This is a genomic window from uncultured Sphingomonas sp. (genome assembly GCF_913774285.1).
GTDB lineage: Bacteria > Pseudomonadota > Alphaproteobacteria > Sphingomonadales > Sphingomonadaceae > Sphingomonas.
In genome coordinates this window covers 29360-48015 of sequence record NZ_CAJYHX010000009.1, presented here as the reverse complement: position 1 = coordinate 48015, position 18656 = coordinate 29360, and the positions used below count along the sequence as shown (strand labels likewise).

15 protein-coding genes are annotated in these 18656 nt (G+C 67.9%); 7 read left to right on the top strand and 8 right to left on the bottom strand.

Annotated elements, in window-relative coordinates; translation table 11 throughout:
- On the top strand, positions 1-662 hold a 662-nt coding region (locus QZ670_RS05685), incomplete at its 5' end, for a prolyl oligopeptidase family serine peptidase (protein WP_294252813.1).
- 12 nt (positions 663-674) lie between these two features.
- Here the strand turns inward: QZ670_RS05685 and QZ670_RS05680 are convergent.
- The 4 genes from QZ670_RS05680 to QZ670_RS05665 all read right to left on the bottom strand — a co-directional run bounded on the left by QZ670_RS05680 (position 675) and on the right by QZ670_RS05665 (position 4056).
- Positions 675-1199: a hypothetical protein gene (locus tag QZ670_RS05680; protein ID WP_294252811.1), complete on the bottom strand. Its 525-nt coding sequence runs from the start codon at positions 1197-1199 to the stop codon at positions 675-677.
- On the bottom strand, positions 1196-1942 hold the full coding sequence (locus QZ670_RS05675) for a hypothetical protein (protein ID WP_294252809.1): 747 nt from the start codon (positions 1940-1942) through the stop codon (positions 1196-1198). Before QZ670_RS05675 ends, QZ670_RS05680 begins: the two co-directional genes overlap by 4 nt.
- 160 nt (positions 1943-2102) lie before the next feature.
- Positions 2103-2621, bottom strand: a complete 519-nt coding sequence (locus tag QZ670_RS05670; protein ID WP_294252807.1) for a hypothetical protein — start codon at positions 2619-2621, stop codon at positions 2103-2105.
- A 52-nt stretch (positions 2622-2673) separates the two neighbouring features.
- Positions 2674-4056: a short-chain fatty acyl-CoA regulator family protein gene (locus QZ670_RS05665; RefSeq protein ID WP_294252806.1), complete on the bottom strand. Its 1383-nt coding sequence runs from the start codon at positions 4054-4056 to the stop codon at positions 2674-2676.
- A gap of 483 nt (positions 4057-4539) precedes the next feature.
- On the opposite strand from QZ670_RS05665, the gene aceA reads away from it, so the two are divergent.
- Complete coding sequence (gene aceA / locus QZ670_RS05660; protein ID WP_294252805.1) at positions 4540-5829, top strand: isocitrate lyase; 1290 nt, start codon at positions 4540-4542, stop codon at positions 5827-5829.
- A gap of 15 nt (positions 5830-5844) precedes the next feature.
- Positions 5845-6000: a hypothetical protein gene (locus QZ670_RS05655; RefSeq protein WP_019367690.1), complete on the top strand. Its 156-nt coding sequence runs from the start codon at positions 5845-5847 to the stop codon at positions 5998-6000.
- Between the two features lie 62 nt (positions 6001-6062).
- Here the strand turns inward: QZ670_RS05655 and QZ670_RS05650 are convergent, their stop codons facing one another.
- The gene (locus QZ670_RS05650) at positions 6063-7511 is read right to left on the bottom strand and encodes an MFS transporter (RefSeq protein WP_294252804.1); all 1449 of its coding nucleotides are present in this window, start codon (positions 7509-7511) and stop codon (positions 6063-6065) included.
- 138 nt (positions 7512-7649) lie between these two features.
- On the opposite strand from QZ670_RS05650, the gene QZ670_RS05645 reads away from it, so the two are divergent.
- On the top strand, positions 7650-8795 hold the full coding sequence (locus tag QZ670_RS05645) for an acyl-CoA dehydrogenase family protein (protein ID WP_294252803.1): 1146 nt from the start codon (positions 7650-7652) through the stop codon (positions 8793-8795).
- 126 nt (positions 8796-8921) lie between these two features.
- A complete protein-coding gene (locus tag QZ670_RS05640; RefSeq protein WP_294252802.1) occupies positions 8922-9710 on the top strand; it encodes an SDR family oxidoreductase in 789 nt (262 codons plus the stop codon).
- A gap of 22 nt (positions 9711-9732) precedes the next feature.
- Here QZ670_RS05640 and QZ670_RS05635 read toward each other — a convergent pair whose 3' ends face one another.
- Together QZ670_RS05635 and QZ670_RS05630 are read right to left on the bottom strand one after the other, a co-directional pair.
- A complete protein-coding gene (locus QZ670_RS05635; protein ID WP_294252801.1) occupies positions 9733-11988 on the bottom strand; it encodes an NADP-dependent malic enzyme in 2256 nt (751 codons plus the stop codon).
- Positions 11989-12082: 94 nt separating this feature from the next.
- Positions 12083-13618 carry a hypothetical protein gene (locus tag QZ670_RS05630; RefSeq protein ID WP_294252800.1) on the bottom strand — a complete coding sequence of 512 codons (1536 nt, stop codon included), beginning with the start codon at positions 13616-13618 and terminating at the stop codon, positions 12083-12085.
- Positions 13619-13729: 111 nt separating this feature from the next.
- Here QZ670_RS05630 and mutS point away from each other — a divergent pair, with 111 nt between their 5' ends.
- Both mutS and QZ670_RS05620 read left to right on the top strand, forming a co-directional pair.
- A complete protein-coding gene (mutS, locus tag QZ670_RS05625; protein WP_294252817.1) occupies positions 13730-16309 on the top strand; it encodes a DNA mismatch repair protein MutS in 2580 nt (859 codons plus the stop codon).
- 59 nt (positions 16310-16368) lie between these two features.
- On the top strand, positions 16369-16803 hold the full coding sequence (locus tag QZ670_RS05620; RefSeq protein ID WP_294252799.1) for a hypothetical protein: 435 nt from the start codon (positions 16369-16371) through the stop codon (positions 16801-16803).
- A 6-nt stretch (positions 16804-16809) separates the two neighbouring features.
- Here QZ670_RS05620 and QZ670_RS05615 read toward each other — a convergent pair whose 3' ends face one another.
- Positions 16810-18441 carry an EAL domain-containing protein gene (locus QZ670_RS05615; RefSeq protein ID WP_294252798.1) on the bottom strand — a complete coding sequence of 544 codons (1632 nt, stop codon included), beginning with the start codon at positions 18439-18441 and terminating at the stop codon, positions 16810-16812.
- Between the last annotated feature and the right edge of the window lie 215 nt (positions 18442-18656).

Genomic DNA, 18656 nt, shown 5'->3' with positions numbered 1-18656 from the left:
CCTTCCGCACCAATCTCCTAAGCCTCGTCGACCGTGGTTTCGTCTACGCCATCGCCCATGTCCGGGGAGGCACCGAGAAGGGCTGGAATTGGTATCTCGACGGCAAGCGCGAGAAGAAGCCCAACACCTTCACGGACTTCGTCGCCTGCGCCCGCGCCCTGATCGAGGCGCGCTACACCGGGCCCGGCCGCATTGTGGCGCATGGCGGCAGCGCCGGCGGCATGCTGATGGGGGCGGTGGCCAACCTCGCGCCGGAGCTGTTTGCCGGCATCGTCGCCGACGTGCCGTTCGTCGACGTGCTCAACACCATGCTCGACGAGAGCCTGCCGCTCACCCCCGGCGAGTGGCCCGAATGGGGCAACCCGATCGAGGACAAGGCCGCGTTCGAGCTGATCCGCAGCTACAGCCCGTACGACAATGTGCGGGCACAGGCGTACCCGCCGATGCTGATCTCGGGCGGCCTCAACGACCCGCGCGTGACCTATTGGGAGCCCGCCAAATGGGCCGCCCGCCTGCGCGCGACCAAGACCGACGACAATATCCTGCTGCTCAAGACCAATATGGGCGCCGGCCATGGCGGCAAGTCCGGGCGGTGGGAGAGTTTGCGGGAGTATGCCGACGAGATGGCGTTCGTGCTTTGGCAGTTGGGGGTGGAGGGGTAGGCCTCCACCGCTTCACTCATCGCGGTCGAAAAGCTCGGTCTGAATCACCGGCAGCGGGAGTTCCCAGCTGCTCACCACCTCGATATCCTGGGCTCGCGCAAATGCCGCGAGCCCCTGGTCGTCGGAGTAGATGCGCTCGGCATTGTTCGTGCGGGCGATGGCGATGATCTGCCGGTCGATCTTCACCTTCTGCCACGGCGCCGCCGATCCGCCTTTCTTGTCGCCGGCCCGAATGGCGTCGATCGTCATCACCGCCGTCTCGACGGCGGCAAGCTTGTCGAACGGCCGGATCTGAAAGCGCGGGAAGCGCTCCATTTGCTCGACCACCGCCTGGAGGGCAGGACCGGCGCGCACCAGCACTTCGGCGAGAACGGGCGTGGGCACGATGATTGTGTTGCTGTCCGCGAGGCTCTCGATCAGATGCTCAATCCGCTCGCGCGCATGCGTCAACGGTGCGCCGGTGGCAGGATCGTCAGGCGGACTGGCATTGGGATTGACGAGCAACGTCAACGCCGAGCTGTCCATCACGACGATCACTGATCGTCATGTCCTTCGGCTCGCAACCTTGTGACCTCGCGATACGCGTCGGGCTCCATCAACGCGTTACCCGCCACACTCCGGATCGCGGCGAGTGCTTCGCCAAGCGAGCGATCCTCCAGCACCTCAAAACGATCCACGCGGAATTCGAGCATCGCCCAGACGCGGTTTGCCTGCCGCTCGAACTTGCCGTTGCCATACAGCCGGACCGGAGGACCATAGAGGTAAGGCGCCAACTGCCGTGCCAAGGCCCGCTTCATGTGAATGTGGGCGTGATAGGTGTCGCCATCCTGCAAAGCTGCATGGGCGGTTTCGTCCTTGCCGCCGATCCGCACGATCTGCCCCTGTAGGGTCGTGCTTTCCCGAAAGGCCGGAAGCACAATCTGCTTCGGCCGATCACGCCCGACGAACGGAACAACAAGCTCGCCGTCGACGGCCCGCGTGAGGGTCGCCACAGCGTTGTCGTTCACCAGCAGTTCTTCCAAGGCCTTCTGCGCCTGAAGCGCATCCTTAGGCGCATTGCCGACGCGCACGCCGTTCAGGCGGGTTTCGACCTTGGGCGCATCAACAGCATCGACCTGATGCACCAGCTTGGCGCTGCCAGCCTCTAGCCGCACGAAGTGCGTGTGCTCGGCATGCCCGAGCAGCTTCGCCAGCGCCCCCAGATACTCCGCAAGCCGGGCCATGGGCATGGTTTCCGGCGTGAACGCATCGATGCGGAAGACATATTCTACCGGTTCCACGGCTGCCTCCCTTCTGCTGCCAGCTCGCCGCCCATCGCGACGGGGAACAACGTAATCACCAATTCTCTACAGCGAAAGTGGTTACGGTGTTCTGAGTAGAGCCTCCCAAACCCACGTTGGGGTCAACTGGCCCAGCCTCACATGCCCGCCCCCAGGGACGCTACGGGCTCGGCGGCCCCTCCACCAACCGGATCGACAGGGGGCGGTCGACGATCACCTCATGATCGGACATGCCAAGATGACCATAGGTGCCGCGATACTGGGTGCGTCGTCCGATGAAGGTCACCTCGTACACGGCCCCCTCCTCACCGATGAATGCACCTTGCGTGAACCAAATCCGCTCGCCCTGCGCCGCATCCGAACAGCCAGCGACAGGTTCTGGGCAGAAGCGCTGCCCTTCAAATTCGTTGCGCCAAAGCCCGCGCCATAAACGGGATTGCTCCATGCGAACGCACCTATCGGTGGATCCACTCTCCACCACCGTGGTGTCGCTAAACTTCACCTCGCGTGCGCACGGAAAAGGCCGACCGGGCTTCCCCACACCGGTTCTGGCGATCTCCTGATCGACCGGATCGAGATACGCTTCCGGCGGCAGCCGGTCGAGCGGTCCGACATGAAAGCCGCCGGGCACGATCACGCCGCACAGCACGGCCATCGCGATACTGACAATCTTCCCCATGCGCGTCTCCCCCGTCCCTGCAGACTAGCCGCGCAACCGGGCACCTCAAGCCTCAATCCCCCGCAAACCCAAACGCCGTAACCCCGCGCTCCCGCTCGCTCCCCGCCGCCGCCCGCCCCGCAGGCGCCGCCGAGCGCTGCGGACACGCGACGCGCGTACACGCCCGGCACCCCAGCCCGATCGGCGCGGCGCGGCCGGCCAGGTCCACGCCGCGCGCCGCCGCCAGCGTCCCCGCCTCCGCCGCCGGCAGGCCCAGCGCGATCACGAAGCGCGGGCGCACGCCGCCGGGCGCTCCCCCGTGCGGATGCACGCAGCGCGCGATGGTGAAGGCGCGCGCGCCGTCCTCCAGCTCGACCAGCTGCACCGCTGTCTCGTCGGTCCGCGCGAAGGCGTCATAGGCGTTCCACAAGGGGCACGGCACCGCCGCCTCCACCAGCGCCGATCCGCTGGCGCCGGCATAGCGTTTCGAGACCTGCCCCGCGCGATCGAACCGCATCAGGAAGAAGCTCAGCCCCCGCGCGCCCACCCGCTGCAGCGTCGTCAGCCGGTGCGCCACCTGCGCCGCGCTCGCGCCGAAGCGCCGCTGGAGCAGCTCCAGGTCATAGCCGCTCGCCTCGCACGCGCGCAGGAAGCGGGCATAGGGCATCGTCACCGCGGCGGCGAAATAGGCGGTGAGGTGGCGGCGGAACAGCCGCGCGGCCACCCGGTCGAGCGCGGCGCCGCGGACCAGCGCCTCGATCTCGTCGCGCGCCTCCACCGCCAGCTGCTCGGCCAGCGCAAAGGCGCGCGCGCTGGGATCGAGCGCCTCGGAGAGCTGCAGCTGCCGCGCATGGAGGTCGAGCCGCTTGAGCGTATCGACCATCACCTCGGCGGGCAGGATGCGCACGGCGAGCTGGTGTTTCACCCGCAGCCGCTCGGCCATCGCGCCATAGGAGTCGCCGGCCATGCGCAGCTCGTCGGCGAGCGCCTCGCCGGCGGCGTCGAGATCGGCGAAATGGTTGCGCCAGCGCTCGATCGCGCGGCGGACCTGGGGGCCGGGATCCTGCGCGGCGTTCGCGCCGGGCATGGCGCCGCCGCCGCCCATCCGGTCATAGGCGCGAGCAAAGGCCTCGGCGCCGTCGGGCGCGCCGGCCAGCCATTCCTCGAGCTGGTGGCGATCTATGGCGAGGTCGGCGAACAGCGGGTCCGCCAGCCGCCGCCGCAGCGCCTCGGCCCCGCCGCCGGGCTCGGCCGCGGCGAGGCGGCGGGGATCGAAGTCATAGGTCTCGGCCAGCTTGAGCATCAGCGCGGCGGAGATCGGCCGCTGGTTGCGCTCGACCAGGTTGAGATAGCTGGCCGAAATCTCCAGCGCCTCCGCCATCGCCGCCTGGGTGACGCCGAGCTGGAAGCGGAGGCGCCGGATGGCGTGCCCGGCGAAGAGTTTGCGTTCGGCCATGGATGCTCCTGCTCCTTCCTCCGCTTATCCCCCCTCCCGCTTGCGGGAGGGGCGGGGGGAGGGGCTGACGTGGCAACACCTGCTGGAACGGCGTCCCACGCGAGCCCGCCATCCCCTCCCCTAGCCCCTCCCGCAAGCGGGAGGGGAACGCGCCCTCCACCGTCATCCCGGCGAAAGCCGGGATCCAGTCGCCTGTCCGTCCCCCCTCCTGCCGCGCCGGAGCGACAATGGATCCCGGCTTCCGCCGGGATGACGGCTCGTAGGTCAGCACCAACCCACGCCGGCTTTCCCACACTAAAAGTTCTTGATACGTTCTTGCCCCAGAACAACAACCTGTCTGTAAATACTTTACACCACAACGAAGAGGCCCCGCAACCCACCACACACCTACACCCCGTGCGAAGACGAAGTTGAATTCCCCGAATGCCTGAACTTTCTAAACTTACCCACACAAGGTTCAGCCAGTCAGTCAAGGAATTCACAATGCCCCAGTCACTTGGTTTCGAGGATCTCGTCCCCGCCCCCGCCGGGCGGTTCGAGGGCATCCAGCGCCCCTACACCGCCGCCGATGTCGCCAGGCTGCGCGGCTCGCTGCCGGTGGAGCATACGCTGGCCCGCCGCGGCGCGCTCAAGCTGTGGGAGCTGCTGCGCACCGAGGACTATGTCCATGCGCTCGGCGCGCTGTCAGGCAACCAGGCGATGCAGATGGTCCGCGCGGGATTGAAGGCGATCTATCTGTCGGGCTGGCAGGTCGCGGCCGATGCCAACACCGCCGGGCAGATGTACCCCGATCAGTCGCTCTACCCGGCCAATGCCGGGCCCGAGCTGGCGCGGCGGATCAACGCGACGCTCCAGCGCGCCGACCAGATCGAGCATATGGAAGGCGGCGCGACCCGCGACTGGTTCGCGCCGATCGTCGCCGATGCCGAGGCCGGGTTCGGCGGGCCGCTCAACTGCTTCGAGATCATGAAGTCCTATATCGCCGCGGGTGCAGCAGGCGTGCATTACGAGGACCAGCTCGCCAGCGAGAAGAAGTGCGGCCATCTCGGCGGCAAGGTGCTGATCCCCACCCAGGCGCATATCCGCAACTTGGATGCGGCGCGGCTGGCGGCGGATGTGTGCGGCGTCCCCACGGTGATCTGCGCCCGCACCGATGCGGAGTCGGCGCGGCTGATCACCTCGGATGTGGACGAACGCGACCACCCGTTCCTCACCGGCGAGCGGACCCCGGAGGGGTTCTTCCGGCTGAAGGAAGGAACGGGCGTCGACCATTGCATCCAGCGGGGGCTGGCGTTCGCGCCGCATGCCGACCTGCTGTGGTGGGAAACCTCGAAGCCCAATCTCGACGACGCCCGCCGCTTCGCCGAGGCGATCAAGAAGGCGCATCCGAACAAGATGCTGGCCTATAATTGCTCGCCCAGCTTCAACTGGGAGAAGAACCTGGACAAGGACGATATCGCCCGCTTCCAGCGCGAGATCGGGGCGATGGGGTACAAGTTCCAGTTCGTCACCCTCGCCGGCTTCCACAGCCTCAACTACGGCATGTACGAACTGGCGCGCGGCTATCGGGATCGCGGCATGGCGGCCTATTCGGAGCTGCAGCAGGCCGAATTCGCGGCGGAGGCCGATGGCTATACCGCGACGCGCCACCAGCGCGAGGTCGGCACCGGCTATTTCGATGCGATCGCCCAGACGGTGGCGGGGGGCGCCAGCTCCACCACCGCGCTCGCCGAGAGCACCGAAGCCGCCCAGTTCACCAGTGAAGCCGCGTAACCAGGAGAGTATGTCATGTCGAACGAACCGCAGCGCAGCCGCGCCGTCTTTTCCACCGAGGATTTCCGCCTGCTCCGCGAGGCCGTCGGGGCCCATCTGCAGGCAGTGAAGGACAAGCCGGAATCGGTGAAGTTCTCCAACCTCTACCACCGTTTGGGCCGCGTGGCCTGACGTCTTTCCTGGGGAGGAAAGGATGCCCGCCGGGTCGCGTGCCCGGCGGGCATTTCCCGTGTTCAGTCGGCCCGCGCGCCGAGCTGCGCCAGCCGGGCGGCATGCTCCGCCTTGCCGAAGGGGAAGCGGCGATAGAAGAACGCCGCGATGCCGCCGAGCAGGAGGTAGACGGCGCAGAAGATGAGGGTGAACCGGTCGATCACCGCCTCAGGCACCGTCCCCGGCTTGGCGCCGTCCGGGAAGCCGGAGAGGCTGAGGATCAGGCCGGTGGCGAAGATGCCGAGCCCGCTCGAGCATTTCTGAACGAAGAAGAAGCCGGCAAAGAACACGCCCTCGGATCGCCGCCCGGTCTCGACCTCGCTGTGTTCGACCACGTCCGCCAGCATCGAGGCGCCGAGCATGGTGGAGGAGACCGCGAAGGTCGCGTTGACGGTGAAGATGGTGAACAGCACCGGCAACAGCAGCGGATCGCCGGGCGCCGGGAACAGCCCGACGAGGCGGAGGACATAGGGCGCGGCGAGCAGCAGCACCGCGCCGACCAGCGCGATGGTCGCGGCGGTCGGCTTGCCCAGCCAGCGGGCCATGCGCGGTGCGATCAGGAAGGCGAGGACGACGCCGAGGAACAACGTCGCGCCGAGCAGCTGGAAGGCGAGGTTCCCGAAATGCCAGACATGGGCGTAGAGATAGTTGGACATCGAGAAGCTGATGCCCTGTGCCACGAAATAAGCGAGCGCCGCGGTCATCAGTACCAGGAAGGCCGGGTTGCGCAGCGTGGCGAACAGCTCGGCGATGCTCTGGCGCAGCGGCTGGGGCTCGATCTCCACCGGCGGCAGGTTCTTGATCTCGCGGTGCGTGCCCAAGGCCGAGCCGAGGATCGCGACCACCATCAGCGCCGCTCCGCCGATGGCGAAGCCCGGATAGCCGGCGCGGTCGAACTGGCCGTGCGGCTGGCCGCTCCGCTCGGCAAGGAACCAGCCATAGGAGAGCATCAGCATCGCCATGCCCCCACCCCAGCCGAACAGAAAGCGATAGGCCATGATCCGCGTCCGCTCCTCATAGTCGGAGGAGAGCTCCGGGCTCAGCGCCTGCGACGGCACCTCGAAGGCGGAGACGGCGGTGCGCACCACCACAGCGGAGACGAACAGCCAGCCGAGCAGCGCATTCTGGCTCCACGCGGGTGGGTTCCACAGGAACAGCCACCCCACGGCGATCGGCAGCCAGGCCGCGTACATCCAGGGATGGCGCCGCCCCCAGCGGCTCCGCGTCCGGTCCGAGAGCATGCCGATCGCCGGATCGACGAACGCGTCGAACAGCAGCGCGCACATGATCACGAAGCCGACCTGCGCGGCGGGCAGCCCCACCACCTGGTTGTAGAACAGCAGCAGGAAGGTGACGAAGCAGAAGTCCTTCACGCCGTACGCCGCGGCGCCGAAGCCATAGGCGAGCATCGTCGGCGTCGCCACGCGCCGGCTCGGCGGTACGGGCGGGGTTTCGGCGTTGCGACCAGCCATCAATCCATTCTCCATCAGCCACCCCGATACAGACGCCGCGCACCTGCCGCAAACGAAACACTTTGGAAGATCGGGTATGGGTTGCAGGACGCCACCCAGCCGTTATACCTGCCGATAATTAGAACCGAGAGGATGGCCATGGCCCTCGAACCCGAGCTGTTCGACGCGCTGATCGACACGGTCCGTCGCTTCGTCGTCGAACGGCTCCGCCCGCTGGAGGCGCAGGTGGAAGCCGCCGATGCGATTCCGGACGCGATCGTCGAAGAGATGAAGGCGCTCGGCCTGTTCGGTCTGTCGATCGCCGAGGAACATGGCGGGCTGGGCCTGACCATGGCGGAGGAAGCGCGCGTGGCGATCGAGCTGGGGCGCACCACGCCGGCCTTTCGCTCGGCCTTCGGCACCAATGTCGGCATCGGCAGCCAAGGGCTGGTGATTGCCGGTACGCCTGAGCAGAAGGCACAGTGGCTGCCCAAGATCGCGCGGGGCGACATCATCACCAGCTTCGCGCTGACCGAGCCCGATGTCGGCTCGGACTCCGGATCGGTGAAAACCCGCGCGGTGCGCGACGGCGACGTGTACCGGCTGAGCGGCACCAAGCGTTACATCACCAATGCCGACAAGGCACAGCTGTTCACCGTGATGGCACGCACCGGCGAGGAACCGGGCGGGCGGGGTGTCTCGGCCTTTCTGGTGCCGCGCGACCTGCCCGGCGTTTCGATCGGCGAGCCCGAGAAGAAGATGGGGCAAAAGGGCGCGCGCGTCGCCGATGTGCTCTTCGACGATGTGCCGGTGCCGGTGGAAAACCGGCTCGGCGAAGAGGGCGAAGGCTTCCGCATCGCCATGCAGGTGCTGGATCGCGGAAGGCTGCACATCGCGGCGGTGTGCGTCGGCGTCGCGGAGCGGCTGATCGCCGACTGCGTCGCCTATGCCAGCGAGCGCAAGCAATTCGGCAAGCCGATCGCCGAGCACCAGCTGATCCAGGCGATGCTGGCGGATTCGAAGACCGAGGCGCTCGCTGCCCGCGCACTGGTGCTGGAAACGGCGGCGTCAAAGGACGCAGGCGCGAACACGACGATGGAGGCTGCGGCCGCCAAATATTTCGCCAGCGAGATGGTCGGCCGAGTGGCCGATCGCGCGGTGCAGATCTTCGGCGGCGCCGGCTACATCGCCGATTACGGGATCGAGCGGCTGTACCGCGACGTGCGGCTGTTCCGGATCTACGAGGGCACCAGCCAGATCCAGCAGCTGATCATCGCCCGCGAAACACTCAAGCGCGGCGGATAATCAAGGCCCTCTCCCCTTCGGGGGAGAGGGTTGGGAGAGGGGCAGTCGGACACACGAACCACAGGGCCGGAGGAAGAGACTGCCCCTCTCCCCGGTCCTCTCCCCGATGGGGAGAGGGAGTTTGGCATGGACGTAGCTTCGCTGTTTCGCCTCGACGGCCGGGTGGCGCTGGTCACCGGGGGCTCACGCGGGATCGGGCGGATGATCGCCGAGGGATTCGTTGCCTCGGGCGCCAAGGTCTATGTGTCGTCGCGGCGGGCCGACGCCTGCGAAGCGACCGCCGCCGCGCTGGGGCCGAACGCCATTCCGCTGCCGCATGATGTCTCCACGGTTGAGGGCTGCCGCGCCCTCGCCGCCGATCTAGCCGCACGCGAGCAGCAGCTCGACATCCTGGTCAACAATGCCGGGGCAGCCTGGGGCGAGCCGTTCGAGAGCTTCCCGGAAAAGGGCTGGGACAAGGTCATGGACCTGAACGTCAAGTCGCCCTTCTTCCTGACGCAGGCATTGCACGACCTGCTCAAGGCGGGCGGCAGCGCGGAGCGCCCGGCCAAGGTCATCAACATCACCTCGATCGACGGCCAACGCCTCAATGCCTGGGAGACCTACAGCTACCAGGCATCCAAGGCGGCGCTGATCCACCTCACCCGGCGGATGGCGGCGCGGCTGGTGCGCGACCGGATTCACGTCACCTCGATCGCTCCCGGCGCCTTCCCCAGCGACATGAACAAGGCCGCGCGCGACCATGGCGGTACGGTGGCGCAGGCGATCCCTGCCAAGCGCATCGGGGTCGCGGAGGACATGGCCGGTGCGGCGATCTATCTGGCCAGCCGGGCCGGGGATTATCTGGTCGGGGAAACCGTGACGGTCGACGGCGGACTGGTCAACGCGTCCCTGGGCGCGAGCATCGACGGCTGACCCGCCGATGCTCGCCTGAACCTCAGCGGGCGATGTCGCCCGCGGCCAGCACCGCCAGCGTCACCAACTCGCTGGCGGTGGAGGTCATCGGCGCGATCTGCACCGACTTTTCCATGCCGATCAGCATCGGGCCGATGGTCGAATCGCCGCCCAGCTCGCGCAGCAGCTTGGCCGAGATGTTCGCTGACTGCAGGCCGGGCATGATCAGGATGTTGGCCGGGCCGGAAAGGCGCGCGAAGGGATAGTTGGCGAGCAGCTTGGGGTTCAAAGCCACGTCGGGCGCCATGTCGCCTTCATATTCGAAAGTCACGCCGCGCGCGTCGAGCACCTTCACCGCGTCGCGGATATTGTCGATCCACTTGCCCTCGGGGTTGCCGAAGGTGGAGTAGCTGAGCAGCGCGACGCGCGGCTCATGGCCCATCCGCTTGGCGACCTGAACGGTGCGCTCGGCGATGTCGGCCAGTTCCTCGGCGCTCGGGCGCTCGCTGACCGTGGTGTCGGCGATGAACACGGTGTGCGACTGGCCGACCAGCACATGGATGCCGAAGGGCGTGCGGCCGTCGACCGGATCGATCACGCGGCGCACCTGGCGCATGGTCTCGGCATAGGTGCGGGTGACGCCGGTGATCATCGCATCGGCATGGCCGAGGCGGAGCAGCAGCGAGCCGAAGATGTTGCGGTCGCGGTTGACCATCCGCTCGCAATCGCGGCGGAGATAGCCGCGGCGCTGGAGACGCTTGTACAACGTCTCCACCATCTCCTCGACCAGGGGCGAGTTGACGCTGTTGTGCAGCTCGAAATGATCGGGGTTGGCGCCGAGTGCGCGGAGCTGATCGTGCACCGATTCGCGGCCGACCAGCACCGGCGTGCCATAGCCACCTTCCTGGAAGGCGATCGCGGCGCGCAGCACCACTTCTTCCTCGCCCTCGGCGAAGATGACCCGCTTCGGCTGCGCGCGAGCCCCTTCATACGCCATGCTGAGCACCGACGTGGTCGGGTTCATCCGCGCGCGCAGCTGCTGGCGATAGGCGGTCATGTCGATGATCGGCCGGGTCGCGACGCCCGAATCCATCGCGGCCTGCGCCACCGCCGCCGGAATGATCTCGATCAGGCGCGGATCGAACGGGGTCGGGATGATGTAGTCCGGGCCGAAGCTGTGCGAGGTGCCATAGGCGGTCGCGACTTCCTCGGGCACCTGCTGGCGGGCGAGTTCGGCCAGCGCGCGGGCGGCGGCGACCTTCATCGCATCGTTGATGCCGGTCGCGCGCACGTCGAGCGCGCCGCGGAAGATGAACGGGAAGCAGAGCACGTTGTTGACCTGGTTCGGATAGTCCGAACGGCCGGTGGCGATGATCACGTCCGGCCGTACCCGCTTGGCCTCGGGCGGGGTGATCTCGGGGTCCGGGTTGGCCATCGCGAAGATGATCGGCTTCGGCGCCATCTTCTCCAGCAGTTCGGCCGGCAGCGCGTTGGCGGCGGAGAGACCGAGGAACACGTCGGCGCCTTCGAGCGCCTCGGCCAGCGTGCGGCGATCGGTCTTGGCGGCGTGCGCCGACTGCCACTGATTCACGCCTTCGCGACCCTGGTAGATCACGCCGGTGCGGTCGCACATCAGCAGATTGTCCTGCGGCAGGCCCATTGCCTTGATCAGCTCGGTGCAGGCGATCGCGGCGGCGCCGGCGCCGTTGACGACGATCTTGGTCGTCTTCAGGTCGCGGCCGGTGAGGTACAGCGCGTTGATGATACCGGCGGCGGCGATGATCGCGGTGCCGTGCTGGTCGTCATGGAACACCGGGATGTTCATGCGCTCGCGCAGGGTCTGCTCGATCACGAAGCATTCGGGGGACTTGATGTCCTCCAGGTTGATGCCGCCGAAGCTCGGCTCCATCAGCTCGACCGCGTCGATGAAGCGATCGACATCCTCGGTCTTCAACTCGAGGTCGATCGAGTCGACATCGGCGAAGCGCTTGAACAGCACCGCCTTGCCTTCCATCACCGGCTTGGACGCGAGCGCACCGAGATTGCCGAGACCCAGGATAGCGGTACCATTCGAGATCACGGCAACGAGATTGCCCTTCGCCGTGTAGTCATAGGCGGTAGCCGGGTTCTCCGCGATCGCCAGCACCGGCACGGCAACGCCGGGGGAGTAGGCCAGCGCCAGATCGCGCTGAGTCGCCATCGGCTTGGAGGCGACGATCTCGATCTTACCCGGACGGCCTTCAGCGTGATAGCGAAGTGCCTCGCGATCGGAAAACTGGACGTTGCTCTCTTCGGCCATCCGCTCGGCTCCTAATTTTCTCGGACTGTTTGCGTCCCTAAAGCAGCCAACAGCAGCGATTGCAAACCACAGAAGTGGTTTTCCGTGCTTTCCCCTACGTCGCTTTAATATGACGAATTGCGTACAGCGCACTGTCGCTGGAGCGCCAGATCGGCACGAGCCGCGGGTCGTGGACGCCTGGCGGCAGTTGCACGCCGATCAGCCAGAGATAGTCGACCTGGTCGAGCGGCAGCGTCGGCAGGAGCTGGGCGATCGTGTGGCGATATCTGCCTGCACCGGTCGGTCCGACGCAGTCGGACGGCGACACGAGCTGCGAAGGATCCGTCGCATATCCCGTCGGAGCGTAGCGCGATTCCAGCAGATGGACCGACTTCACCGCCCAGTGCGCGTTCACCCAGGCATCGCGCTCCAGGGTTACGAGATTGGCCAGATGGGTCGTTCGCGGATTGCGCCAGCCGCGCAGCCCGCAATCCGTGAACGTCAGGTTCAGCACCCGGCTGCCCCGCGCGACATGATCGAGCGCCTGCAGCTCGCGCTGATAGCGCTGGCCATAGCCGACGAAGCTCGCCGTGGTGACGCCGAAGCGCAGCACCAGCAGCAGAGCCCCCACCCCCGCGGCCCAGGCGCGCGGGAGACGCTGCACGTGGCTCCAGTCCTGCAGCGCCAGCGCCAGCATCATGGCATGCGCGATCAGCCGCGCATCGACATTGGCGGTGCCGGAAAGCTGGTAGGGCGCCGCCAGGAACAAGGCGAAGCTCACCCACACCGCCAGCCACCCCCCGCGCGCCAGCCGCGCACCGCGCAGCCGGCCATAGAGGAGCACCGCAAAGGCGGCGCCCAGGCTCGCCAGATCGAACACCATGTTCTGGTCGCGCAGCATGTTGAACAGCGCGTCGATCTTGCCGGGGAAGTCCCAGACGGTCTTGCCGCCCTTTTCCCCGCCGGCGGACAGAATCACCGGCACCGCGACGAACAGGAACGGGCAGAGCCGCCCCGCCAGCGTCACCAGGCCGCGCGGCTGCCACCAGCGGCCGATCCGCTCCGCCTCCCAGGCCGAGACCCATAGAAGCAGCAGCGCACCGCCTTCACCATGCCCCAGGAACAGCGCGGGGGCGAACAGCGCGAAGACAAGCGCCCGCACGGCCTTGCGTCGCTCCAGTGCCATCCACAGCGCCCAGCCGCACAGCGACAGCGCTGCGCTCAGCGCATAATTAACGAAGCCCCACAGGAAGGAATCGTTGTAGACGAACAGCAGGGCGAAGGGCAGCGCCGCCGCGCCGCCCGGGTTCAGCCGCCGGGTGACCGCCAGCAGCCCCAGCACGGTCAGCGCCGGCACCGCCGCGCAGACCAGCCACATCGCCGCCACCGGCCCCAGCAGCGGGTGCAGCGCCTGGACGATCAGGTCCGCGCCCAGGTTGAGCGTCGGCCGCCAGGTGAAGACGAAATAGCGGTGCAGGATGTTCTCCGCCGGCGCCAACTGCACCGCGAACCGCCCGATATGCCCGGGCACATCGACCAGCGGCGGCACGCGCACGAAAAGGAAGGGCAGGATCGACAGCAACGACAGCAGCAGGATCCAGTGCCATCGCAGCACCGCTGCCTTGCCCGTCTGCGCGGAAAAGAAGGTCATGGCCCCGCGCCTTATCCCCAGATTCCACCAGCGTCACCCCATGGCCGCGGCTTGTGCCGCCCCCCGTGCTTCCGGTAGCGAAGCGCGATGTCCTCTGCCGCCCCTACTCCGATGATGGCCCAGTATCTCGCGCTCAAGGAAGAGGCGGGGGATTGCCTGCTCTTCTACCGGATGGGCGACTTCTTCGAGCTGTTCTTCGAGGACGCGAAGACGGCGAGCTCCGTGCTCGACATCGCGCTCACCTCGCGCGGCGAGCATGAGGGCGACAAGATCCCGATGTGCGGCGTGCCCGTCCACGCGATGGAGGCCTATCTCGCCCGGCTGATCAAAGCCGGCCACCGCGTTGCCATCGCCAACCAGACCGAGACCCCCGAGGAAGCCAAGAAGCGCGCCGGCTCCAAGGCGCTGGTCTCCCGCGCGATCATCCGCGTGGTGACGGCAGGCACGCTGACCGAGGAGGCGCTGCTCGACAGCCGCTCCGCCAACTGGTGCGTGGCGGTGGGCGAGGCAGGCGGCGGCGTCGCGATCGCCTGTGCCGACATCTCCACCGGCCGCTTCGAGCTGATCGAGACCGACGCCGCGCGGCTCGGCGCCGAACTCGCCCGGCTCAACCCGGCCGAGACGATCGCCTGCGACGCGACCGAGTTCGCTGAACTGGCGACGGCGCTGCGCCCCAAACTCGATTTCGACAGCGCCGGCGGCGAGGCGCGACTCAAGCGGCTGTTCGGCGTGGCGACGCTCGACGGCTTCGGGCAATTCTCCCGCGCCGGGCTGGCCGCGGCGGGCGGGTTGGTCGCCTATCTGGAGCACACCGCCAAGGGTTCGCTCCCGTTCCTGCGCCCGCCGCGCGTCAGCCGCGCCGAGGCGGCGATGGCGATCGACGCCGCGACGCGCGAGAGCCTGGAACTCACGGTCAGCGCCGCGGGTGCCCGCAAGGGCAGCCTGCTCGATGCGGCCGACCGTACGGTGACCGGCGCCGGCGCACGCCTGCTCGGTGCCGACATCGCCGCACCGCTGATGGACCGCTCCGCGATCGATGCGCGGCTCGATCTCGTCACGCTGTTCCACGACGATGCGGGCCTGCGCGACAGCATCCGCGCCACGCTGCGCGCGCTGCCCGATATCGGCCGCGCGCTCGGCCGCCTTGCCGCTGGCCGCGGCTCCCCCCGCGATCTCGGCCAGCTCCGCGACGGCCTAGACGGCGCCTGGCGGCTGGGCGAAAAGCTCGACCGTCTCGCCGACGCCCCTGCCCTGCTCCGCGAGCTCGCGCCCCAGCTGCGCGGCCACGGCGCGCTGATCGACCTGCTCAGCCGCGCGCTCGTCCCCGAGCCGCCGGTGGATGCCGCGCATGGCGGCTATATCGCCGAGGGCTATGACGCCGCGCTCGACGACCTGCGCGACGCGGGCGCCGGCGGGCGCCGCGCCATCGCCCTGCTGGAAGCCGAATATCGCAGCCGCACCGGCATCACCGCGCTCAAGATCCGCCACAACGGCGTGCTCGGCTACCATATCGAAGTCCCCGCCCGCTCGGCAGACGCGCTGATGAAGCCCGACAGCGGCTTCACCCATCGCCAGACGCTGGCCGGCGTCGTCCGCTTCAACGCCCCCGAGCTGCACGACGTCGCGGTCAAGGTCACCCAGGCCGGAGCGCACGCGCTCGCCGCCGAGTCCGCGCATCTCGAGGACCTGACCGGCCAGGCGCTCGCCCGCCGCGAACCAATCGCCGCCACCGCCGACGCGCTCGCCCGGATCGACGTCGCCGCGGGCTTGGCCGAACGCGCGGCCGAAGGCGGCTGGGCACGTCCCGAGCTCGTCGAGCATAGCTGCTTCGACATTGAGGGCGGGCGCCATCCGGTGGTGGAAGCCGCCGTCGCCCGCGCCGGCGGCCGCTTCGTGGCGAATGACTGCAAGCTGTCCGAAGATTCCCGCCTGTGGCTGGTCACCGGCCCGAACATGGGCGGCAAGTCGACCTTCCTGCGCCAGAATGCGCTGATCGCGGTACTCGCGCAGGCCGGCAGCTACGTGCCCGCAACGCGCGCGACGCTGGGGCTGGTCGACCGGCTGTTCAGCCGCGTCGGCGCCTCGGACAATCTGGCGCGCGGCCGCTCGACCTTCATGGTCGAGATGGTCGAGACCGCCGCGATCCTGGCGCAGGCCACCCCGCGCAGCTTCGTGATTCTCGACGAGGTCGGCCGCGGCACCTCCACCTATGACGGGCTCGCCATCGCCTGGGCGGTGGTGGAGGCGATCCACGAGGAAAATCGCTGCCGCTGCCTGTTCGCCACCCATTATCACGAGCTGACCCGGCTGGCCGAGCGCTGCGACGCCCTGACCCTCCACCATGTCCGCGCCCGCGAATGGAAGGGGGAACTGGTGCTGCTCCACGAACTGGCCGAGGGCCCGGCGGACCGTAGCTACGGCATCGCCGTCGCCCGGCTCGCGGGAATGTCGCCCGCCACCGTCAAGCGCGCCAAGGCGGTGCTCGACAAGCTCGAGGCCGGCCGCGCCAAGACCGGCGGCCTCGCGGCAGGCCTCGACGACCTGCCGCTCTTCGCGGCCGCCGCGCAGGCCGAGGAAGAAAAGGTCGACGCGCTGCGCCACGAACTGGTTGCGCTCGACATCGACGCGCTCAGCCCCCGCGAGGCACTGGACGTTCTGTACAAGCTGAAGGGGCTGGCGGCGGAAACCTAGGCGCTTGTTCCCGAGAGCGTGACAGATAGGATCGCGGCATCACGCCGGAGTTCGTCCCGATGCTGCTCGCTGCCCTGCTCTCGATCGCCGCGCCGGTTCCCGCTTCCGCCGAGGCCTTCCTCGCCGGTACACTCCATCTCGATCGCTATCGCGCTGTCGCGACCGACCTGAACACCGACGGCACGCCGGAGGTGCTGGCCTATGCGCAGGCGGCGGGGCAGTGCGGCAGCGGCGGCTGCACGCTGTACGTCCTCGCCCGCCGGGGCCGCGGGTGGCGCGTGATGAACAGGATGCCGGTCACCCGACTGCCGATCCGCGTACTGGCAAGCAAGACCAGGGGATGGCACGACCTTGCCGCACATGTCGCCGGTGGCGGCATCCGGGGCGGATATGATGTGCGGCTGCGCTTCGACGGACGCCGCTATCCCGGCAACCCCAGCCTCGCGCCGCGCCTAGTACCGCGGGGCGCCGCCGGACGCGTCGTGCTGCGCTAGCACGGTTCAGGCGGCCGCGCGCTCCATATGCGCTTCGAGAAAGGTAACCGCATCGGCGGCCGGCAAGGGGCGCGAGAACAGATAGCCTTGATATTCGTTGCAGCCGAAGGAGCGCAGGAAACTCTGCTGCAGCTCGTCCTCCACCCCTTCCGCCGTCACCCCGATTCCAAGCGACTGGCCGATGCCCAGCACGGCCTGGATGATCGCCCGCGCATCCTTCGAACGCGCGAGATCGCGGACAAAGCTCTGGTCGATCTTCACCCGGTCCACCGCCAGCTTGTGGAGGTGCGAGAGGCTGGAATAACCGGTGCCGAAATCGTCGAGCACCAGCTGGACCCCTGCCTCGCGCAGCCGCGCCAGCGCCAGCTCCACGCCCGCATCCATCGCCAGCATCGTGCTTTCGGTAACTTCGAGCTGCAATTGCCGCGGGTCCATGCCGTGCCGCGCGAGGATCGCAAGGATTTGGGCGTCGATCCCCGGACTGCGTAGCTGGATCGGCGACAGGTTCACGGCAAGCGATAGCTGCGGAAAGCCCGCCATCGTCGCGACCGCGCGATCAAGCACCCATTCGCCGAGCGGCACGATCAGCCCGCTCGCTTCGGCGATCGGGATGAAGCGCAGCGGGGGGATCATGCCCTGCTGCGGGTGCTGCCACCGCACCAGCGCCTCGACCCCGACGACGCGGTGGCCGCAGGCGTCGATCACCGGCTGGTAATGGACGTCGAGTTGGTCTCCTGCGGCAAGCGCGGCACGCAGGTCCGCCTCGAGCTTGCGGCGGGCATGCCGTTCGTCGGCCAGCGCCGCATCGTAGAAGCAGAAGGCGTTGGCCGGCTGGCGCTTTGCTTCGTACAACGCGAACTCGGCGCGACGATGCAGCTCGTCGGCACACAGGCCAGGCTCTGCCCAGGCGCAGCCGATCGACACGCCCAGCGTCACCGCGCCGGAAGGGCCGACGATCGGTGAATCGAGCTGCGCGAGCAGGCGCTGACAGGCTGCTTCCGCCGCGGCAGCGTCGCGGCAATCATCGACCAGTACCGCGAACGTGTCTCCGCCGGTCCGCGCTAGCCGGTCCGACCCGCGGGCAACGCCCGCGAGCCGGTAGGCGAAAGCGCGAAGCAGGGCATCGCCGACACCATCCCCGAAAGCGTCGTTGATGTCCTTGAACTGGTAGAGGTCGATCAGCAGCAGCGCCGGTGCCTGATTGGCCAGCGCGACCGCCAACTGCTCGTTGAGCGCGGCACGGTTGGGCAGGCCGGTCAGCGTGTCGTGATAGGCGAGGTGGCGGATGTGCGCCTCCGCCGTGCGCAGCGCGGTAATGTCGGTAAGAATGGTCAGCACCAGCGGCGTGTCGCCAGCGAAGATACGGCGACGGCGGGTGACGACGTTGCGGCGCGTTCCGTCATGCCCGTCGATCACTTCTTCGGTTTCGAGATCCTCGCCGGTGGCGAAGACCTGCGCGTGCTCGGCGGTGAAGCGTGCAATCTGATCGGGGGACAGATACGCCTCGACAGGCGAAGCAAGCCAATAGGCGCGATCCTTGCCGGCAAGGTCGCAAAACGCCTGATTCACTTCGACGATACGATCGGTACGGTCGATCAGCAGCACCGGCGAAGGCAATGCCTCCAGCATCATGCGCATACAGGCGCCAAGCGCCGCGTCCGCATGTCCCTGCTCTGCCTGCTGCATCGGGCGCTCCGCTGCCAAATTCCCTGGAGCGTGCGGATGTGCCCTGCCGACTCGGGGTCTGCCTAGTTGGGGCAAGTCCATATCGGAAGCGTCATCTTCCGATAACCATTCAACATGGCACGAGCTGCGAAAGAATAGCCCTGAAAATGAAAGAGGCCGCCGGGCCC

Coding starts and splice junctions, on each gene's coding strand:
- mutS (WP_294252817.1), top strand. CDS start 13,730: ATGATGGCCCAGTATCTCGCGCTCAAGGAAGAGGCGGGGGATTGCCTG.
- QZ670_RS05635 (WP_294252801.1), bottom strand. CDS start 11,988: ATGGCCGAAGAGAGCAACGTCCAGTTTTCCGATCGCGAGGCACTTCGC.
- aceA (WP_294252805.1), top strand. CDS start 4,540: ATGCCCCAGTCACTTGGTTTCGAGGATCTCGTCCCCGCCCCCGCCGGG.
- QZ670_RS05655 (WP_019367690.1), top strand. CDS start 5,845: ATGTCGAACGAACCGCAGCGCAGCCGCGCCGTCTTTTCCACCGAGGAT.
- QZ670_RS05665 (WP_294252806.1), bottom strand. CDS start 4,056: ATGGCCGAACGCAAACTCTTCGCCGGGCACGCCATCCGGCGCCTCCGC.
- QZ670_RS05670 (WP_294252807.1), bottom strand. CDS start 2,621: ATGGGGAAGATTGTCAGTATCGCGATGGCCGTGCTGTGCGGCGTGATC.
- QZ670_RS05615 (WP_294252798.1), bottom strand. CDS start 18,441: ATGCGCATGATGCTGGAGGCATTGCCTTCGCCGGTGCTGCTGATCGAC.
- QZ670_RS05640 (WP_294252802.1), top strand. CDS start 8,922: ATGGACGTAGCTTCGCTGTTTCGCCTCGACGGCCGGGTGGCGCTGGTC.
- QZ670_RS05650 (WP_294252804.1), bottom strand. CDS start 7,511: ATGGCTGGTCGCAACGCCGAAACCCCGCCCGTACCGCCGAGCCGGCGC.
- QZ670_RS05620 (WP_294252799.1), top strand. CDS start 16,369: ATGCTGCTCGCTGCCCTGCTCTCGATCGCCGCGCCGGTTCCCGCTTCC.
- QZ670_RS05630 (WP_294252800.1), bottom strand. CDS start 13,618: ATGACCTTCTTTTCCGCGCAGACGGGCAAGGCAGCGGTGCTGCGATGG.
- QZ670_RS05645 (WP_294252803.1), top strand. CDS start 7,650: ATGGCCCTCGAACCCGAGCTGTTCGACGCGCTGATCGACACGGTCCGT.